Here is a 19,215-nt window from a genome sequence, read left to right as displayed (position 1 = left end):
AATTTTAAGGGGGATAGATGAAACCACTTCATCGGCGCGGCTTTATAACTGGCCTTGCAAGTTCATCGTTGATTTTGAGCAGTGTTCATAGCTTTTCGAAAAATATATTAACTTATAAAAAAGAAAAGCTTAGTAAAATCATAAAGGACTATTCTAACCTTGAAGCTATCCGGACTATAGTAATTTATGAACAAGGTTCTAATATTTATGAGGCAGGTTTTAATGGCGCAAGTGTCAATAAACCAACCAATATAAAATCGGCTTCAAAGTCAGTTGTTTCAGCTCTTATTGGTATGGCAATTGATAAGAATATTATTAATGATACCGACCAGAAAATTGCCGATTTTTTGGAAAACAAGTTTCCTAGGAATGCCAATCGTCAGCTTTATAATATAACTATCGGTGATTTATTATCGATGCAATCTGGACTTGCGCCGCTATCTGGCCCTAAATATGGGCAATTTGCCAAGGCTCGTGATAAGGTTGCTTTTATCCTTGCGCAACCCTTTATTGGCCGTCCGAATGACGGCATGCTTTATTCAACTGGTTCCACCCATCTTTTATCAGCGATACTGATGAAGGCAAGCGGCACACCTACTGACGTGCTTGCAGCAAAATGGTTTTCGCCCTGCCGTGAATTTAAAATCACCAATTGGCAAAAGGACCAACAAGGCATTGCTATTGGTGGCAATGAAATGGCCATGACACCGCATTCAATGGCCGCCTTTGGTGAGATTTATCGCAATAAGGGAAGGCTTAGCGATGGGACGCAATTAATAAGCGCAGATTGGATCGCGCAATCTTGGGTCAAGCGCACCAATTCTATTTTTACTGGTCATGGCTATGGTTATTGTTGGTTTATTTCCGGTGCTGGCGGCGTACCAATCTATTATGCATGGGGCTATGGCGGACAAATGATTTTTGTTGTACCCGATAAGGCGCTAACGGTGGTTGTAACCTCTGATCCTAATCGCTCGGTGCTTGATAATGCCTATGCGCTACATTTACAGGCGCTTATTACCCGCGTTGTGATTAGCCAATAACAAAATAGAAAAGCGCCAATCAATTAAGATTGGCGCTATTGGGTTAAAAATTGGCATTTGAGTTTAGTGTTTACAAGGCAGTAGCCGCTTTTACAGCCATGACACTTTGGTGTAATGGCCAGCTTTCTTCAATAATATAAGGGCCACCACCCACCAGTTCTCGCGATGACATTAACACAAAGCGCTTGGCTTCAAATGTGTCGGTTAAAAAGCCACCGCGTTCGGTCAAATATTTAATAAGATCATGAATTTTGCTTTGCCGCACATGGGCAAGGGTAATATGGGGAGTAAAACTGCGCTTATTACGCTCTAATGGCAGATGGCGCAATTTACGTCCTATGGTTTCGTGCAAGGTCATTAAAGCAGGGTTCGCTTCAAGTCCCGCATAAAGTGTACTTGGTTTCTTGCGGGTAAACACGTCAAGTCCGCGTAAACGAAGGTTAAAACATGGCAATTCTACCCGATCAAGGGCATGAACAATTTCATCAGCTATATGGGCTTCAACATCGCCAAAGAAATTTAAAGTGATATGAAGGTCGCCATTTTCAAGCCAACGGGCACCGGGTAAACCACCGCGCACAAGCGATAAAGAAGAAGCAATATTATGGGGAACTTCAAGAGCTGTAAAAAGACGTGGCATTGTCATCTCCTTATCACAAATCCAAAGAGTTGAAGACCTCGCTTATGGACATTTTGGTCGATATTTTGCTCGACATCCGCATCGCTAATCGGGTTTTCAAATCGGATGGCTTAAAATTGCGCATTAATATGACAAAATAAAGTATGGCTGTGGATAAGATAGTCAATATAGTAGGTATCATATAGATAAAAGGTGCAGCCCTATCATGTTTTACAATGAAATATGCTGTCTAACAGTTGGATGTTACATATATGTAGATAAATCGCCGTCACTCATCGTTTGGTGGGCGCATAAAGAAAGATACTATAAAAATAGCGGCAAAACATGTCATTTTTTTGTTCAATATTGGCGTATTTAGCCGCAATATTGCTTTGATAACAAGCTAGTTAAACTTGCGCATTGTTAATTTTTGCTCTGCAAGGGCGGCTAAACGATAATCATTAATTAAATCATTTAATTTATCGCGCCCCATATCAAGGCGAAAATTAAGGCCTGAAACTTTAAGCATTTTACGCTTTTCATCATAATAGGACGCAGGGCGGCATTTTTTATTTAAAGCGGGTAAATATTTTTCATCAATGTCAAATTCCATAACTACAGTTATATTAAAGGCATTGGATTTTGTCGCATTAATTTGAAAATCTGTTATACCGCGCCATGGCAATGGCGTTTGAAAAACACTGGTTTCAAGCCCTTGCGGGGTCAGAACGAAAAAAGGCGTGCGGCGGCGTAACAATGCGCGGGTAAACAAGGTAAAGAGCACAATGGCAAAGCCCACCAAAAAAATAACGCTTAAAACCTTGCCGATTAAAAATTCTTGTATAGCGAGCGATATAATAGCGATACCAAACATCAAAAATGCCGCAGGAATCATAACACCACCTTCATTAATGGTAACGGTCTGATTGGCTTTTTTGACCATATCCTGCAGCTTACGCTTGTCATTGGGGACTTTAAGGTCTGACAGTTTATTAGATGGTTTAAATGTATCGCTCATGAGATATTGTTCCGCAAAGGCTTAAGATCTATCAGTCAGTACCCCAAATGCGAACAAAATACTATCACCTCTATTGACGCAGCCGATAGTTTTTACTCAATATTGAGATGATTGTCTTTGCGTCAATACCGATCTTATCGAAAAACTAGATTGAATGTGCATAACCCCCGGCAAGCGTGACAATATTTGCTTATGGATGATTTCATAAGCGGCGGCATTTTCCGCCTCTGCCCGTAGCCAATAATCGGCGCTACCTGCCATTAGGTAACATTCCTTTATTTCTGGATGGCGGCGAACAGCGTTTTCAAATTTTTGTAAGAATTCTTCACTTTGGCGTTCAAGAGTGATTTGAACAATAATATTAAGGCCTTCGTCATTGCCAACTTCACCAATAATGGCAGTATAGCCGCGTATAACCCCTGTTTCTTCTAATATTTGTACGCGGCGCAAGCAGGCAGAAGCTGACAAACCAACCTCTTGAGCAATACGGGCATTGGTCATGCGTCCATCTCGCCTTAATGCTCTAATTATATTACGATCAATGGCATCGAGATGAAACATGACAATTATCTTTTTGTTTTTCGCAGTTTCTAATAATATTGATGCATAATTCGTATAATATTTTATATTTAAACACAACATTCGAATAAGGTTGGGCTATTATTTGTTTAGGGCATGGTGCTCATGAAGATAATGGTCTGGCAACGGTCAGGCAGGATAGTTATGGGCACAGAATTAGAATTTGATCAATCAGCGGCAGATATGGATGAGTTGATGGAGCTCTCTGCGGGGGGAGTTTTAACCATTGATCTCAATGCGCTGGTTCATAACTACCGGATTTTGGTCCGGCAAGCTTATCCGGCCAAAGTTTCGGCAGTTGTGAAAGCCAATGCCTATGGTGTTGGTGTTGATATTATTGCGCCGCCGCTTTATCGTGCTGGGGCGCGTATGTTTTTTGTGGCGCAAGCCAATGAAGCGATTGAATTGCAATCGATTTTGCCAAGTGATGCCCAGATTGCCGTCCTTAATGATATTCAACCGGGTTTTGCACCCATAGCTGCCGAACGCGGTATTTTGCCGGTGTTAAATTCGCTCGACTCCGTTTTGGAATGGCAGGCACTATGCCAAAAGCGCAAGAAAAGACTTCCAGCCCTTTTGCAGCTTGATACCGGTATGAGCCGGCTTGGACTAGATGAGCTTGAATTTGAAATTTTAGCGGATAATCCAGAAATATTTGAATATGCCGATATAAAATTCATTATTAGCCATTTGGCTTGCGCCGATGAGCCTGAAAGTCTTGTCAATTTCGACCAATTAAACCGCCTGAAAGCGATGCTTGAGCGTTTGCCTAAAACGCCGGTTGCTTTGGCTAATTCCGGCGGCACATTTTTAGGGCCTGATTTTCGCTTTCAATTGGTGCGTCCGGGGCTTGCATTATATGGCATTGATCCCATGGGGGAAACGGGTAAGTTTTTGCGCCCTGTGGTTAGTCTTGAAGCCTGCGTTATTCAGCAACGCTTGGTAGGTGAAGGCGTGCGGGTTGGTTATGGTGGTACTTTTATCACCACTCGCCCTAGTCGTTTGGCAACGATTGCCGTTGGTTATGCTGATGGTTGGCATCGCTGCCTTGGCGACAAAAGCGCCGCTTATTTTAGCGGCATCCGTTTACCAATTATTGGCCGAGTTTCAATGGATTCGATGACTATAGATATAACTGATTTGCCGGAGGGGAAATTAAAACGCGGTGATTATGTCGAGCTTATTGGCAAACATCAAACCATAGATGAAGTAGCAAGGGATGCAGGAACCATTCCTTATGAAATATTAACGTCACTTGGGCGGCGTTATGAGCGTCGTTATATTTCAAGCTAGAGCATTTGGCAAAAATTAATTCACCTTTTGCCAAAATGTTCTTTTGTTCCTCCTATAGATCATAAAAACTTATTTTGACTGTCATAGTTATAAATGCAGCAAGATATAAAAGGGGAAATAATTATGAAAGTTCTTATTTTGGGAAGTGGTGTTATTGGTGTTACCTCAGCTTGGTATCTTACCAAGCTTGGCCATGAGGTAACAATTATTGACCGTGAAAGCGCACCGGCAGAGGAAACAAGTTTTGCCAATGCAGGTCAGGTGTCTTTTGGTTATACAACGCCATGGGCAGCGCCCGGTTTGCCGCTTAAGGCAATGAAATGGATGTTTCGCAAAAACTCGCCATTAATTATTCATCCCCACCTTAATCTTGCGATGATCCGCTGGCTTTTTGCCATGTTAGGTAATTGTAGTGAAGAAAAATATAAAAAAAACAAAGCCTTGATGATCCGCGTTTCAGATTATAGCGCTTTATGTCTTAAAGAATTGCGCGAGGAAACTAATATCCATTATGATGAACGTATGCGCGGAACTATTCAGCTTTTTCGTGATGCTCATCAATTAGAAGCAGTGCAAAAGGATATTGATGTTTTACGTGCTGATGGCGTTAATTTTGAAATGCTAGATGCTAAGGGCTGCATTGGCGTTGAACCTGGCTTATCAAGTCTTAGTGATAAAATTATTGGTGGTTTGCGCACGCCCGATGATGAAACCGGTGATTGCAAAATTTTTACTGAAAAATTGGCCAAGCTTTGCCAAGAAAAAGGTGTTGAGTTTTTATTTAATACCGATATCCATTCCCTATTGCGTGATGGTGATAGGGTGATTGGTGCCCAAACATCGAAGGGGCGTATTACTGCTGATGCGGTTTTAGTGGCCCTTGGGTCGTTTACGCCGTTTTTATTAAAGCCGCTTGGTCTTTATGCGCCAATTTGTCCGGTAAAGGGCTATTCGATTACCGTGCCGATTATTGATGAGGCAAAAGCACCTGTATCAACGGTTATTGACGATATTTACAAGGTGGCCGTTACGCGGCTTGGGGACCGCATTCGTGTTGGCGGCATGGCAGAGGTTTCTAATTATAATCTCACCTATAAAGAGGCGCGGCGTAATACATTGCAAGAAGCCCTGCATTTAATGTTTCCAGGCGCTGGGGATTCTTCGCAAAGTGAATTATGGTCTGGTCGCCGCCCAGTTACGCCTGATAGCGTGCCAATTCTTGGTGCAACGCCATTTAAAGGGCTTTATTTGAATTCCGGCCACGGCACGCTAGGATGGACAATGTCAACAGGCAGTGGCAAATTCTTAGCTGATATTATCAGTGGTAATAGGCCTGAAATTGACCCAAATGGGCTTGATATTTCACGCTATGCTTAAAATTAATAAGCTAAGATTTTAAATCTACTTTTGTTGGAAAAAGCTAAAATGGCTTTTCCAACAATCCTATATCATTAAGCTGTTAGGGATAGATTTTTTTAGACAGTTCAAGAGCTGCCTTTGCAGTTCTTGGGCCAAAATTCATCAAATAAAGGGCTTCCATGCTAAAAAAAGCTTGGCTTTTGCCGGCTGGAGTTGAACGCAATGCGGGCACCGATAATATTTCTTCATTTGTTACCGCCATGCCATTATAGTTCATCGTTAAAATAACATCAGGGGCAAGCTCAATGATTGCCTCATCATTAATCAATTTATAGCCGTCATATTGAACTGGATTAATACCGCCAGCTAAATTAATCATGCCATTTGCGCCGGTGTTTTGTCCAGCTGCCATGATACGGCCATTGCGAATAGACATGATAAACAAAACACGTTTTTTTTGTTCAATTTTATTGACGTATTTCGTTAATTCATCAAACTGATGATTAACGCTTTCTGTGAGTGCCTTGGCTTCATTTTGTCTGTTTAAATATTGTCCGAGCTCTTGAATTTTTTGTGTAACGCTTTTTTGCGAAAATTCCTCGTCAATAATGATAAGTGGGACCGATGATTTTTTTAAAAGCTCAACTGATGTCGCTGGCCCACTTCCCTTTGACATAATAATTTTTTGCGGATTAAGCGATAAGATGTTTTCTGGCGGCAAGGCGCGCATAAAGCCAATATCAGCAATCGCTTTTGCTTGTTCTGGATAGGTTGAAGCGGTATCACGACCAATAATGTTGTCGCCAGCGCCTAAGGCAAAAATTGTCTCAATAAGGCCTGAACCAATAACCACAAGCCTTTCATTTGCTAGCTTTTTATTTACTGGCTTTTCATTTATTGAAGGTTCGCTTAGCTGAGCAAGTTCGGCACTGTTTGCCAAATTGACGTGAAGAGTTAAAAAAGCCGATAGCAGTAAAACAATGCGTAATAAATATTTCATCATTGTTTGCTCATCCCATATTGGTTGGTAATCTCATCAAAATAGTCTTCGACCGATACATCGGTCAAATCCAAGCTTATTTCACATGCTTCGTCATTATCGCTGCTTTTAGCATTTAAGAATAATCTCTTATTATCTTTTTTGACGCTTAATTGGCATTGGCTGATATCTAGATGAAGGTTAAAACTGCCATCCATAATATTAAACCATGTTTTTATAATTTTAAAATTATGGATGATACCGCTAAAGCTTTGACAGCAGCTTTGATTGCATACATTGCAATGAAATTTAAGGCCTTTTTGAATTGCAAATTCTATTAAAGATTTTAAAAATTCATAAGTGACCTGTTTGTCTTCTATTGATTGTTTTGGTTGATTATTGTTTATTTCACCGACCGAAGGTTTGCTTGGCAAGGTTTTATTGCTTCGCAAAGCTTTAATTAAATCTTGCCATGCTTGATGATTAGAATTTGGTTGTTCAAATAGCTTTAATACTGCAACCCCTTGATTATCAAATATGGCCAAACAAGAATAAGTTTGATCATCGATGATTTTGGTTTTAAAAAACATCCGATGACATTGATTTTTTGAAAGTGACAAATTTATATCGCCATAGGTTGTGATAACCCCATGCTGATCATCAAAACCGTCAAAACAACCGCGCAATTGGTGGACTGCATAATCATTGCGTGTGATAATCATGATTGGCCCCAATTGGCTGAGCGTTGGAAGAAGCAAATCAAGATTGGGGACAAATTCTTCAAATTGAGAGATAATACTATAGGCGTTAAAAATATCTGCTTCAGTTATACCATTTTGTTTGGCAAAATCACGCTCACGAATGAATCCCTTTGATGTTACAACTGAAGCTTCAAAGCGTGAAACCAGTGCTTGTGCTGTTTTTTGATCCATAATTTGGTTTTGCCTAACTTTGATAAAAACAAATATTTTTAGCCTTAGTCAATTCTTGTAAAATTAAAATTCTTGTACAAAAGAAATTTTAAAGTTACGGCCTGGCTCGCTATAATAGTCTTTCTTAAAGTTTGAAAGGGCGGGCATTTCGACACTATTCCAATAAGTTTTATCAAAAATATTATAAATTCCAGCTTGTAATCTTGGCCCCTTTTCACCAATTGGGCGCCACCATGCTGTCATGTCAAAGACTGCAAATCCTGGTACAACTGCAAATTGTGAATTAGCGGCGACCTTGTCGCGTTTTGCAGCTGCAGTCATAAATAATTCTGCGCCCCAACTCTCCTGTTGATATGCAATACTGGAAACGGCTTTAAATGGTGGAATGGAATTTAAATATTCGCCGGTTTCGGTGTCTTTACCTTCCATATAAGTGAGGGCAAGATTTGCCTGCCAATTATGGGTGATCTGCCATTGGCCTTTTGCTTCTATACCGGAAATTTTCACTCGTGATTTATTAATATAGGCGCGTTGCCCACGAATATATTCACGCGTTGGCGCCAATTCTATATAATCAATAAAATTCTTATAGCGATTGGTGAATAAACCAAGGGAGCCATTTAGAGTTTCATTGCCGTATTTTAATCCAATGTCATAACCATTGCCTGTTTCTGCTTTTAGGGCAGAGTTACCGATAACGTGATAAATGCCAGGATTGGTATAATCAAGATAAAGTTCTGTTACACTTGGCGCACGAAAACTTTGTGCCCATTGCGCATAAAACATTAATTCATGATTGGCTTGCCACTCCGCCCGCAGCTTTGGCGAGAATCGTGATGCGTTGTTTTTTTCAGGATAGCCTTTAAAGGATGGATTAACTTCAAAGCTAGCCGTTTTTTGCGGATTATGCTCATACCAGTCAAAGCGTCCACTGGGGGTAAGCCGTAACCGATTATCAAAAAAGCCGATTTCATCTTCTATAGAAAAGCCAAAGCTTTTGCTTTTGGTGTCTGGCGCGTCAGATTGGTTGGTGTGCAGCATCCGACATTGCAAATAAATACCAGTATGGGGTGGTGGTGGACAACTATCACTTCCGCTAGCATATTGTTGGAATTTTGATGATGAACCATCGGCCAAAAAGCGGAAATTATGGCTTATTGTGCCGGTTTCAATCTTCTTTTCGCCCCTTAAACTAAAGCCGTAACTTTCATCCTTGATTTCATTATTTCGCTTAAAATCTCCCTTCGGCACCACAAGGCGTTGAGCATGAGATTCAATATTGTTTTCTTGGTTTTGCCAATAGAAAACCGTTGCAAAGCGGTCAAGTAATTGTTGACCATCACCATAATAATCATAAGATAATGAAAAACGATCACGACGATTTTTCTGTTCTTGCTCGGCAGTACCAGCCTGATAGGTAACAGTTGATTGGTTGTAAACATCAATATTACGATCTGATCTAAAGCGTTCAGCAGTAAAACCAATTTTATGATTGGGATTAATATAGTGGTGAAGCTTAAATAGAAGATTATTTTGATCGTAATTTTCGGGATTTTCAAGAACGCGTGCCGTGCCATAGCCGCCGCCTTCGCCATTATTGCGGCGCTGCTTGCCGTCAACATATCCGCCTTGCAACATAACATATGTATTTTGCGCCTTAACTGCAAAGGCTTGGTTTATATGCCAGCTATTATCCGATGAGTCATATGCCCCCTTGGTGATGGACCCCCAGTTTTTATTGTTTTTAATAAGATCTTCGGGATTGATGGTTTGCAGCATGACAATGCCGCCTAAAACACCCGAGCCATAAAGACTTGAATCAGAACCGCGACCAATATCAAGCGAGGTTAATGCACCAAAATCAAAAGATGATGGACCACCGCGAACACCGCGAGAAATGTCGTTTAACCACGGCATTGGAATACCATCGATAGTAGTTAAAACGCGATTACTATCAAGACCACGAATGTTAAAACTATTATTTTGGCGGTTATAATTAATCAATGGGTCCAAGCGAGAAATATCACGGACATTGTCCACTTGTTTAGCGCTTATCTCTTTGGCTGAAATTTTGTCAACCAATATATCCTTATTATTTGGATTATTATCAGCTTGAATTACCACCGTATCTAAATGTTCATGTTCTACGCTTTGCGCATTTGCCGCGGTGTAATGAAGGCAAAAAACAGTTGAAGTTAACATTAAAGTTTTTAAAAGCTGATTTTTACTTTTCATCTGGAATTTCCATTTTCTTGTACATTTATATATCAATAATATTGTATATAATTTTTCTTACATAAAATTTTTTTATATTAAAATAACCACAAATTTTATTTTGAATTATTTTATTATAATATATCAATGTAAGTAGATTTATATCTCGCTAGCAAACATGAGTTTATAAGTCAAGTTATTAATAACGTAAATTTGATTGAAAGATAGTATCATTACAAAAAGAAGGATTTTCTTCGTGGCGCAACATGGCTGTTAGGTGTAGTTAAAATTGATTGGTAATTTGCAACCATAAACGTAGCAATTTAAGTTTAAGCGTCTATCGGGTTAGAGGCAGGCGTTTATTGACCGTGAGTTTAAACTCATGTGCCTATTTTAGTTTTTCCACTATAATTATCCCACATTAACTCAAATATCTTGGATTATCAATTATTCAAAAATACCGCTTGCTTTTTTTGCAAAAATGAACGATGTTCAATTAAAGGGGGGGTAAAGATTTTTTGCTAATGGTCGTTCAAATCAGTTTTAACTTAATTTTGAAAACCGGCTTAAATGACTTTAAAAAATGCTTTTTTTAAAAATTGGAAAGCATCCATGAAACTCATCTTTTTGCTGCGGCGTTGCAATTGTATATGATACTAACATCTTAAATTGGTTAAGCTTTATAGGCAAAGTCTGAACCGGTTGAACTTCAGTTTAAATCATTAGGATTTAATCAACGCTAGAGCATTATTGTTTTGAATGAGGTTTCTTCGCTTTTAATTGCGACGAGATTGCATCCATTTCGAACATTTTAATTATATGCAAAAACGCTGTATTTTTTTGTAATTTTTATGAACATTGTTCAATTTAAAGGGGTAATTCAATGATTAAATTTTTAAAAATAGCAATTAGCATATTGCTTATATCATCGCTATTAACAGCATGCACCAAAAAGCCCGAATATTATCAGGCTGCGTATAGTCAGCCAAAACAGAAAGGTCAGCAAAAGAAACCTGTTGCAAAGAATACAAGACCAATAGTAAACGATAAAAATCAACAAGTAGCTACAATGTTGGGGAAACCTCCATCAATTTTAGAGACGATAGCCTCAATTCCTTTAATCTTAGGAGTACTGCTTATAGTGGGTCTTTCCCCAGGAGAAATTAAGATGTAGTTACGATAATCAGTTATTTAAAAAATGGTTAATTATCGTAACTTTGCTTACAATATACAGACTCTTATATCGTAGCGGCAGCAGCGGCGGATTTTGAATTGCGAGTTAATAATCGCGCAATGATTAGGCCACTTGTTACAATACCAAGAATAATGGTTGAAATCGCATTAATTTCTGGCGTCACACCAAATTTAATTTGCGAATAAATATTCATCGGTAAGGTTGATGCGCCCGGCCCAGAGGTAAAGTTAGCAATAACCAAATCATCTAAAGACAGCGTAAAGGATAAAAGCCACGCCGATATTAAAGCCGTTGTAAGATTGGGGAGTGCTACCTTAATAAAAGCGCTAAAAGGTGTACAACCAAGATCACGTGCCGCCTCTTCTAAAGATGGGTCAAGCTCGCTTAAACGCGATTGAATTACTACAAAGGCAAAGCACATCGTAAAAGTAATGTGAGCAATGATAATGGTAAGCGGGCCTCGACTAATGCCGAGCGCTACAAACATTAAAAGCATCGAAATACCCAAAACTACTTCTGGCATGATCATTGGTGACAATAGCATTGCATTAAATAGGCTGCGACCACGAAATCGTTTGAAGCGGTTAAGGATGATAGCTGATAATGTTCCTAAAAATGTGGCACCCGTTGCTGAGCATCCAGCAACAATAAAACTTATTTTTGCACCGCTAAGTAATGAATCGTTGTTAAAAACTTCACCATACCATTTGGTGGAAAAACCACCCCAAATCGAAATAAGGCTTGAGGCATTAAAACTGTAAACCACCAAAACAACTATTGGCAAGTAAATGAAGGAAAAGCCTAGAATAAGCGATAGATAATTAAACCATGTTGCTCTTAACATCTTATTTCCCTCCATTTTTTGTTTGCCGAGCACGAATGAGCTGAGTAGCGGTTATTGGAATAATAAGGATAGCAAGTAAAACAACTGTAATAGCAGCCGTTTGCGGCCAATCACGGTTATTGAAAAATTCAAACCAAATTGCGCGACCAATCATGTTGGTATTAACGCCACCTAAAAGTTCTGGAATAACAAATTCACCAATGGCTGGAATGAAAACCAACGTACATCCGGCAATGACCCCTGGCATGCTCATTGGCACAGTTACACGCCAAAAGGCTACAATTTTTGAACAGCCAAGATCGCGTGCTGCTTCAATCAAAGTTTTATCACTCGCCGATAGGGTAGAGTAAAGTGGTAAAACCATAAATGGTAGATAAGTATAGACGATACCAATATATACGGCAATGTCGGTATTAAGGATCACCAACGGCTTATCTATAATATGGAGCCACATAAGAAAATTATTCAAAAGCCCATTTTCATAGCGTAAAATAATCATCCATGAGTAAACGCGAATAAGCATGGAACTCCAAAACGGGATAATGATTAAAAATACTAAGAAACTACGCGAACGGCGATGACATGCTGCTATGCCATAAGCAAGCGGATAGGCAATCAATAAGGTAAGAATGGTGGAAATAGCCGCAATACGAATACTTGTCCAAGCGGCAGAGACATAGGTATTGGTTGAAAAAATATAAAGGAAGTTTTCAAGATTGATGGTAATGGAAACAATTTCATCCTTTATCACCACCAAAAAATCATAAGGTGGCATGCCAACCCGAGGACTAGAAAAACTAATCGCCACCACCATAGCAAAAGGCGCAAGGAAGAATAAGAACAACCAAAGTCCTGGTATGCTGATGAGCAGTCTTGCGCCCCAACTTTTTTTATCAGGATTTATCATAATAAAAGCCTCCTGCCTAATCTGCCAATAGTCGGGCAGCATCTGGTTGCCAATGGGCTATGACTTTATCGCCAACCTCGAAGTCGTCTTCAATGCCTTGATTAACGCGGATGGCGTCGATGATTTTGCCCGTGGCAAGACGCATACGGTAATTGCGCTTGATGCCCGTATAGGTGATGGTTTCAATAGTGGCATCTAAGCCTTCAACACCTTGGGTTCCGCTTTTGGCAATTTCTACCCTTTCTGGGCGAACGGAGAGCCAAAATTTTTCACTTAATACCACGCGATCGGAATAAGCGGTTTTTATTGTTCCGCCAACTTCTGAGCTTTCAATTAGGATAAAATCTTCGTCCCGCTCAGCTGAATCGGCAGTGATAATATTGGTTTCACCTAAAAATTTTGCGACATAGCGAGTAAGCGGCATTTCATAAATTTCGCTTGGTGTACCAATTTGAATAATTTCACCTTTTTCCAAAATAGCAATGCGTGATGAAACGGTCATTGCTTCATCTTGGTCATGGGTAACAATGATAAAGGTAATGCCAAGTTCTTTTTGCAGGCGCATTAATTCCATTTGGGTTTGCGTGCGCAAATTTTTATCCAAAGCCCCTAGCGGCTCATCAAGCAATAGTACTTTTGGCCGTTTGACCAATGCACGCGCCAAAGCAACGCGCTGTTTTTGGCCACCAGAAAGGCTTGCAGGTTTACGATCCATAAATTCGGTAAGCTTTAGTTTTTCACCTACTTCTGCAATACGCGCCGCGATCTCAGCTTTAGGCAATTTTTCTTGCTGTAAACCAAAGGCAATATTTTTAGCAACAGTGAGATGAGGAAATAGCGCATAGGACTGAAACATCATATTGGTTGGCCGCTTATTTGGCTCCACCTCTGTCATATCGTTGCCAGCAATAGATATTGTGCCCGATGTTGGCATTTCAAATCCGGCAATCATGCGTAAAAGAGTTGATTTTCCGCAGCCTGATGGTCCAAGCAGTGAGAAAAATTCACCTTCGGCAATATCAAGATTAATGCTATTCACTGCGGTAAAGGCACCAAAGATCTTGGTTACATTTTTAATGGAAACGCATGGAGTCATGGTTAACTATCCCCACTATTCATCAGAACGAAATTAAAGATGAAATACAAATTGTTATATATGTTTCATATTAGTTAGATTACGCAAAGCTAATTAAAATTAACTGCTAATCCCTGCTAGAGCGCGCCTTTTTACATTGGATGTATAGGGCGCTCGAGTTTTTATTTTTCAATAACAGTCACCTTGCTTGATGATCACGCTTTAGTACCCTGCCCTAAACTCAGTCCATAGACGAGTACGCTGACGCGCATCGCGAGGCGATAATAATTTATCGACAAAAAACTTTTTGCGTAGCTCTTCTGGTGGGTATAGATTAGGATTATCACGTATTTCTGGTGTTACAAAAGGCGTTGCAGCCGCATTGGGATTAGGAAAAAACACCGAATTGGTAATGTCAGCAGTTACCTTTGCTTCCAGAATATAATCAATGAATTTTAAAGCTTCTTCTGGATCAGGTGCATCTACTGGTATGACCATATTATCAAGGGTGATACTGGTACCCTCTTTGGGCAAGCGATAAATAACGTCGGCACCAGAATTAGCCTCTTTAGCGCGTCGTGCCCCGATATTAGCATCACCATTCCACATTAAAGCAAGGCATATTTCACCCGATGCCATGTCGTCAAGCAATTGGCCAGTACGCATATGCCGAATATAGGGACGCAATTTTAGTAAAACTTCTTTTGCTTTGGCAAGGTCTTCGCTATTAGTAGAATAAGGATTAAGCCCGATATAGTTTAAAGCTATTGGTATGATTTCATTGGGAGAATCATTGATGCCAATTCCACAATCAGCAAATTTTGATGTAATTTCCGGCTTAAAAAACATGTCAAGGCTATCAACAGGTGCATTCGGCAACCGTTCATTAATTTTTTTAACATTATAAGCGATGCCTGTTGTGGTGATCATATAGGGCACCATATATTCATTGCCCGGATCAAAAGCGCTGATCATTTCTAGATAGAATGGATCAATATTGCCATAATTTTTAAGCTTCGACTTATCAAGCTTTTGTAAAGCATGCGCTGGTATAAGGCGGCTTGCCACTGGAGAGCTGGCAAAAGCGACATCATAGCCACTACCACCGGTAATCAGCCGTGTTTCCAACATTTCATGAGTGTCAAAATAATCGAGTTTTGTATTAATACCCGTTTGTTTGACGAAATTGGAAATTGTATCATCGGCAAAATAGTTGGAAAAATTAAAAATAAATAGTTTTTTATTTTGTGCTTCTGCTACACCAAGGGTCATTAAAGTACCTGCTGCAGCAATGAGGCAAGTTTTAAAAAATTTCTTAACAGACATTGTGTTCACCCTAAGTCTATGTTTGTTAATTATATTTTTCTATTGCTAAGCCATTTAAATGGCAAAAGCATAAAACAGTTATTATCTCGCAGAAACAGTGCAGGAATTTGCTAGGCTTGTAAACCATAGCTTTTCGCATTGCATGTAAACTGCGCAGATTATAACAAGCAAATTTACTGGTAGATTACCTCCCTGACCAGTATCCCATTTTTATCATGATCGCTTTTTTGTAATGAAGCAGATTTTACTGCAATTTATGGATCATGTTTATTTGATCAAATTACGATACATTATGATCAAATGCAAGTAAACAAAAAATTACAAAAAAACAGAAAATTACTTAAGATTTTGTTTTTATTAATTATATGGGTGAATTTTTGCCTTTCAAAAGCCGCTATTTTCGTAAATAATATGAAATTATCATCGAGGGATTATTGTTTTGAAAAAAAACATGGTGGGGTATAATTTGTAGTTTGCTAGCTTTTAGCTTTATTGGAGCTATCTTGCTTTTAAGCGCCAAGGAGGACGTCATAGATCCTACCTGTTCCTATGAAAATGTCTTTTTAGAAATTGATTATAGCAATTTTATGCATAATGAAAGGAGGTTTAAAACCATTACCGAACAGTGGCATTATTATGATGGTGTTAACGATGTATTAAAACAAAAATTAGCTAAAATTTTTAGCTTAAATCGTGACGAATTATTTAAAATATTGTCTAAGGTAGATAGTAAAAACTCTTCTTGTAAGAATACTGTTATGAGCCATAATTGGATATATTTTTTTCGCGGAGAATATCAACAACAACTAGCGCAAAAATTATTAAGTAATGATTTTTATGATTTTGAAACCGACGACGATTTTACCTATTATATGGGATTGTTAACCGATAGTTATCCTGAAATTAAAAAAATATTAGGCTCAAAGATTGATCAATTAGATGAATATGCAATCAATGAGTTACAATCAGGTTATGTTGACACGATCGGCAAAAATAATTTAGCAACCTACTATCGCTATGCACTTCATATGGGATATGTTTATGATTATCGCAAATATCTGAATATGACGGAGGCAAAAGGTGATAGATGGCAAGAACAAAGCCAGCTATTTATTGATATTGGCGATATAGCATTGATAGTAGATCAAGATCGCCATTATCTACCCCAAAAAGCATTGGCCGCAGTAAAAAAGTTATTTGCAAATGGTGAAGAACAAGCACTTGAAACTGTTTTAAACCAATTCAAGCATTGTGGTCTTTATTATTGTTCAACTCCTGAATATGAGGGCACTTTAGCCGCCATTGCTTTTTTTAAACAAGAGGCATCGTATAAAAAGATAGCGTCTTATGTTCAAAGTGAAAATCCATTTGCGCTCGATATTGCCCGAAATCCCCGTTACTATATATCATTTAAACCCGCTTTATTAGCTGCGTTATCTTCAGCAGTTAAAGATAAAGAGCTTTATTGGCGCAGTGAGCTACGTATTTTTTCGGCTAGTGAGGATATAGATCCTGCTGATTTATTTATATATAAATTGCGAATTTTTAAAATTTTAAAAAATCTCGATTGATTTTTAAAAAGCCTGTCTGCTGAGCAAAGCCATTTAATGAGCTTGAGCATTGATCCATTATGAAAACGGTAAAATGCTCAAGCTAAGTTAAATCAATCAAATTGTGGAGCGGCAACACCAACAGATAGGCAAGCAGCTTTAAGGGTATTGGCCATAAGCATGGCAATGGTCATTGGCCCTACCCCGCCTGGAACTGGCGTAATAGCCCCTGCGACTTGGCTTGCACTATCAAACTCGACATCGCCGACTATGCGGGTTTTACCTTCGCCTTTTTCTGGTGCATCAATGCGGTTAATGCCAACGTCAATCACGGTTGCGCCTGGCTTAATCCAATCACCTTTAATAAGTTCTGGTTTGCCAACGGCAGCTACGACAATATCGCCGCTACGCACAACGTCTTGCAGATCATGGGTGCGACTATGAGCAATAGTTGTTGTAGCATTGGCAGCAAGCAATAGGCTTGCCATTGGTTTGCCAACAATATTGGACCGACCGACAATCACTGCATCAAGATTAGAAAGATCATTGCCAAGGACGCGGCGGATCATAATCATTGCGCCTGCTGGTGTGCATGGAACGAAAGTATCATCAATTGCACCAATGGCCAATTTACCCGCATTAACATAATGGAAGCCATCAACATCTTTGCGTGGTGAAATGGTTTCGATTACTTTTTCAGCTGAAATGTGGTTTGGCAGCGGTAATTGCACCAAAATACCATGAATGGCTGGATCACCATTTAAATTGGTAATTAAACGCAATAGGTCTTTTTCATTAATATCGCTATCAAGCTTATGGGTTACCGACTTAAAGCCGCATTCTTCTGCTTTGCGGCTTTTTGAAGAAACATAGATTTCACTTGCTGGATCTTCCCCGACAATAACCACAGCAAGACCGGGACGGATATTATGGCTTGCCATTAATTGGCCAGTTTCATGTTTGATCTGTTCAATAATTTGTGCTGCCAACAGTTTTCCATCAATAATATCGGCCATCCGTAAAGCTCCAATTGTGTGTTTACTTAATGCCTATTACCACAATGAAGTTTCCCCTTCACTCAAGCGGCAATAGCCTGTCGTTATTTATACCAAATTGTTATAATCCTATATTGGATCACTTTTCAAACTATAACTCTTATAAATCTATATAGAAAGTACTGGCAAAGTTAAACGATGATGATACTCTTTTAAAAGAATTTATTTGCCATAAATTAGGGTAAATCCTTGCTTTTATAATATCTGTGACAAAATGGGCGCATTTTGGCTTTTATAAAAACAATGTTTGAACTATTTCAGCTTCAAGCCTATGGTCGCTTTTGAGCATGATGCAAGATATCTAAATTTCGGTTTTAAAACAGGATCAAATAGAAAGACGATAAGATGAGCGATAATAATATTGTTTTGGTTGGTTGTGGTAATATGGGGCGTGCCATGGTCGAGGGGTGGTTACATAAAAATGTGGCTAAGCCTAGCCAGATTCATGTTGTTGAGCCCAATGAAGAGTTGCGCCAACGCGCACAACAGCTTGGTGTTCATGTTTATGGCGATGCGCAAGAGATTAGCGAAAATGTCACCGTTGCTTATGTGCTTTTTGCTGTAAAGCCTCAGGTATTTGACAAGATTGCCCCAGCCTACCAAAAATATGCCGGTAATGCTGCCTTTGTCAGCATTATGGCTGGTGTAAAAATTGCAAAATTTACCGAGCTACTTGGTGAAAAAACAGCTGTAGTGCGCACAATGCCGAATACACCTGCCGCTATTGGTGAAGGCATGTTGGTCTATTGCATCAATGATCATGTTAATGCTGGCCAAGAAGAGTTTGTCCGTGCGCTTTTACATGCCAATGGTGAAGTCGCCAAGGTCGAAGAAAATCAAATGGATGCAGTCACCGGTCTTTCTGGTTCTGGCCCTGCTTATGTTTTTCATATGATCGAGTGTTTGGCACGCGCTGGTATGGAAGTTGGTCTTGATGAAAATACCGCTTTGCTACTTGCACGCCAAACCGTAAAAGGCGCAGGTATTTTGGCCGCCAGTTCGCCTGAAATGCCATCGGTCCTGCGTGAGCGCGTAACTAGCCCTAATGGCACAACTGCCGCAGGTCTTGCTGTTTTAATGGGTGATAAACGTATGGAAAATATGATTGTTGAATGTGTAAAAGCTGCTTGTGAACGCTCTAAAGAGCTTGGCAATTAAAATTCCGTCTAAAAAAATAACAAGGGTGCATTGGGTAACCACTGCACCCTATTTTACAAATTTATAGCA

Annotated in this window: 17 protein-coding genes; 6 read left to right on the top strand and 11 right to left on the bottom strand. The window is 39.5% G+C overall.

What is annotated here, in order from left to right:
- Positions 1-17: 17 nt before the first annotated feature.
- Positions 18-1,043 carry a serine hydrolase domain-containing protein gene (locus N5852_RS00710; protein ID WP_262098462.1) on the top strand — a complete coding sequence of 342 codons (1,026 nt, stop codon included), beginning with the start codon at positions 18-20 and terminating at the stop codon, positions 1,041-1,043.
- Between the two features lie 70 nt (positions 1,044-1,113).
- On the opposite strand, the gene thpR is transcribed toward N5852_RS00710, so the two are convergent.
- The 3 genes from thpR to N5852_RS00695 all read right to left on the bottom strand — a co-directional run bounded on the left by thpR (position 1,114) and on the right by N5852_RS00695 (position 3,241).
- Entirely contained in the window at positions 1,114-1,683 is a 570-nt protein-coding gene (gene thpR, locus N5852_RS00705) for an RNA 2',3'-cyclic phosphodiesterase (RefSeq protein WP_262098460.1), read from the bottom strand.
- Between the two features lie 382 nt (positions 1,684-2,065).
- Positions 2,066-2,680 carry a hypothetical protein gene (locus N5852_RS00700; RefSeq protein ID WP_262098459.1) on the bottom strand — a complete coding sequence of 205 codons (615 nt, stop codon included), beginning with the start codon at positions 2,678-2,680 and terminating at the stop codon, positions 2,066-2,068.
- A 96-nt stretch (positions 2,681-2,776) separates the two neighbouring features.
- The gene (locus N5852_RS00695; protein ID WP_182418164.1) at positions 2,777-3,241 is read right to left on the bottom strand and encodes an Lrp/AsnC family transcriptional regulator; all 465 of its coding nucleotides are present in this window, start codon (positions 3,239-3,241) and stop codon (positions 2,777-2,779) included.
- Between the two features lie 201 nt (positions 3,242-3,442).
- Here N5852_RS00695 and alr point away from each other — a divergent pair, with 201 nt between their 5' ends.
- Both alr and N5852_RS00685 read left to right on the top strand, forming a co-directional pair.
- Complete coding sequence (gene alr / locus N5852_RS00690; RefSeq protein WP_262099791.1) at positions 3,443-4,552, top strand: alanine racemase; 1,110 nt, start codon at positions 3,443-3,445, stop codon at positions 4,550-4,552.
- Between the two features lie 123 nt (positions 4,553-4,675).
- On the top strand, positions 4,676-5,929 hold the full coding sequence (locus N5852_RS00685; protein WP_262098458.1) for a D-amino acid dehydrogenase: 1,254 nt from the start codon (positions 4,676-4,678) through the stop codon (positions 5,927-5,929).
- Positions 5,930-6,011: 82 nt separating this feature from the next.
- Here N5852_RS00685 and N5852_RS00680 read toward each other — a convergent pair whose 3' ends face one another.
- The 3 genes from N5852_RS00680 to N5852_RS00670 form a co-directional block, all read right to left on the bottom strand.
- Positions 6,012-6,914 (bottom strand): heme/hemin ABC transporter substrate-binding protein, encoded by a 903-nt coding sequence (locus N5852_RS00680; protein ID WP_262098456.1) that lies wholly within the window; start codon positions 6,912-6,914, stop codon positions 6,012-6,014.
- Positions 6,911-7,822, bottom strand: a complete 912-nt coding sequence (locus N5852_RS00675) for a ChuX/HutX family heme-like substrate-binding protein (protein WP_262098454.1) — start codon at positions 7,820-7,822, stop codon at positions 6,911-6,913. Before N5852_RS00675 ends, N5852_RS00680 begins: the two co-directional genes overlap by 4 nt.
- Before the next feature lie 63 nt (positions 7,823-7,885).
- The gene (locus N5852_RS00670) at positions 7,886-10,057 is read right to left on the bottom strand and encodes a TonB-dependent hemoglobin/transferrin/lactoferrin family receptor (RefSeq protein WP_262098453.1); all 2,172 of its coding nucleotides are present in this window, start codon (positions 10,055-10,057) and stop codon (positions 7,886-7,888) included.
- Positions 10,058-10,919: 862 nt separating this feature from the next.
- On the opposite strand from N5852_RS00670, the gene N5852_RS00665 reads away from it, so the two are divergent.
- Positions 10,920-11,210, top strand: a complete 291-nt coding sequence (locus tag N5852_RS00665) for a hypothetical protein (RefSeq protein ID WP_262098452.1) — start codon at positions 10,920-10,922, stop codon at positions 11,208-11,210.
- Between the two features lie 64 nt (positions 11,211-11,274).
- Here the strand turns inward: N5852_RS00665 and N5852_RS00660 are convergent, their stop codons facing one another.
- From N5852_RS00660 to N5852_RS00645, 4 genes are all read right to left on the bottom strand, one after another.
- Entirely contained in the window at positions 11,275-12,075 is an 801-nt protein-coding gene (locus N5852_RS00660; protein ID WP_262098451.1) for an ABC transporter permease, read from the bottom strand.
- Between the two features lies 1 nt (position 12,076).
- Positions 12,077-12,982, bottom strand: coding sequence for an ABC transporter permease (locus N5852_RS00655; protein WP_262098450.1), 906 nt, complete (start codon positions 12,980-12,982; stop codon positions 12,077-12,079).
- Between the two features lie 16 nt (positions 12,983-12,998).
- Positions 12,999-14,078, bottom strand: coding sequence for an ABC transporter ATP-binding protein (locus N5852_RS00650; RefSeq protein WP_262098448.1), 1,080 nt, complete (start codon positions 14,076-14,078; stop codon positions 12,999-13,001).
- A 201-nt stretch (positions 14,079-14,279) separates the two neighbouring features.
- Entirely contained in the window at positions 14,280-15,383 is a 1,104-nt protein-coding gene (locus N5852_RS00645) for an extracellular solute-binding protein (protein ID WP_262098447.1), read from the bottom strand.
- A gap of 503 nt (positions 15,384-15,886) precedes the next feature.
- Between N5852_RS00645 and N5852_RS00640 the strand changes: the two genes are divergently transcribed.
- Positions 15,887-16,954 (top strand): hypothetical protein, encoded by a 1,068-nt coding sequence (locus N5852_RS00640; RefSeq protein WP_262098445.1) that lies wholly within the window; start codon positions 15,887-15,889, stop codon positions 16,952-16,954.
- Positions 16,955-17,046: 92 nt separating this feature from the next.
- On the opposite strand, the gene N5852_RS00635 is transcribed toward N5852_RS00640, so the two are convergent.
- Positions 17,047-17,949, bottom strand: a complete 903-nt coding sequence (locus tag N5852_RS00635) for a bifunctional methylenetetrahydrofolate dehydrogenase/methenyltetrahydrofolate cyclohydrolase (protein ID WP_262098444.1) — start codon at positions 17,947-17,949, stop codon at positions 17,047-17,049.
- 384 nt (positions 17,950-18,333) lie between these two features.
- On the opposite strand from N5852_RS00635, the gene proC reads away from it, so the two are divergent.
- The gene (gene proC, locus N5852_RS00630; RefSeq protein ID WP_262098442.1) at positions 18,334-19,146 is read left to right on the top strand and encodes a pyrroline-5-carboxylate reductase; all 813 of its coding nucleotides are present in this window, start codon (positions 18,334-18,336) and stop codon (positions 19,144-19,146) included.
- The last annotated feature ends 69 nt before the right edge of the window (positions 19,147-19,215 follow it).

Origin of the sequence: Bartonella sp. HY328 (assembly GCF_025449335.1) — a bacterium.
GTDB lineage: Bacteria > Pseudomonadota > Alphaproteobacteria > Rhizobiales > Rhizobiaceae > HY038.
Note: the sequence above shows the minus strand (reverse complement) of the source record. Positions and strands in the feature narration are given on the sequence as shown.

Bases quoted from the DNA above. Each gene is read 5' to 3' on its own strand.
- N5852_RS00710 (WP_262098462.1), top strand. From the start codon at position 18: ATGAAACCACTTCATCGGCGCGGCTTTATAACTGGCCTTGCAAGTTCA.
- thpR (WP_262098460.1), bottom strand. From the start codon at position 1,683: ATGCCACGTCTTTTTACAGCTCTTGAAGTTCCCCATAATATTGCTTCT.
- N5852_RS00700 (WP_262098459.1), bottom strand. From the start codon at position 2,680: ATGAGCGATACATTTAAACCATCTAATAAACTGTCAGACCTTAAAGTC.
- N5852_RS00695 (WP_182418164.1), bottom strand. From the start codon at position 3,241: ATGTTTCATCTCGATGCCATTGATCGTAATATAATTAGAGCATTAAGG.
- alr (WP_262099791.1), top strand. From the start codon at position 3,443: ATGGATGAGTTGATGGAGCTCTCTGCGGGGGGAGTTTTAACCATTGAT.
- N5852_RS00685 (WP_262098458.1), top strand. From the start codon at position 4,676: ATGAAAGTTCTTATTTTGGGAAGTGGTGTTATTGGTGTTACCTCAGCT.
- N5852_RS00680 (WP_262098456.1), bottom strand. From the start codon at position 6,914: ATGATGAAATATTTATTACGCATTGTTTTACTGCTATCGGCTTTTTTA.
- N5852_RS00675 (WP_262098454.1), bottom strand. From the start codon at position 7,822: ATGGATCAAAAAACAGCACAAGCACTGGTTTCACGCTTTGAAGCTTCA.
- N5852_RS00670 (WP_262098453.1), bottom strand. From the start codon at position 10,057: ATGAAAAGTAAAAATCAGCTTTTAAAAACTTTAATGTTAACTTCAACT.
- N5852_RS00665 (WP_262098452.1), top strand. From the start codon at position 10,920: ATGATTAAATTTTTAAAAATAGCAATTAGCATATTGCTTATATCATCG.
- N5852_RS00660 (WP_262098451.1), bottom strand. From the start codon at position 12,075: ATGTTAAGAGCAACATGGTTTAATTATCTATCGCTTATTCTAGGCTTT.
- N5852_RS00655 (WP_262098450.1), bottom strand. From the start codon at position 12,982: ATGATAAATCCTGATAAAAAAAGTTGGGGCGCAAGACTGCTCATCAGC.
- N5852_RS00650 (WP_262098448.1), bottom strand. From the start codon at position 14,078: ATGACTCCATGCGTTTCCATTAAAAATGTAACCAAGATCTTTGGTGCC.
- N5852_RS00645 (WP_262098447.1), bottom strand. From the start codon at position 15,383: ATGTCTGTTAAGAAATTTTTTAAAACTTGCCTCATTGCTGCAGCAGGT.
- N5852_RS00635 (WP_262098444.1), bottom strand. From the start codon at position 17,949: ATGGCCGATATTATTGATGGAAAACTGTTGGCAGCACAAATTATTGAA.
- proC (WP_262098442.1), top strand. From the start codon at position 18,334: ATGAGCGATAATAATATTGTTTTGGTTGGTTGTGGTAATATGGGGCGT.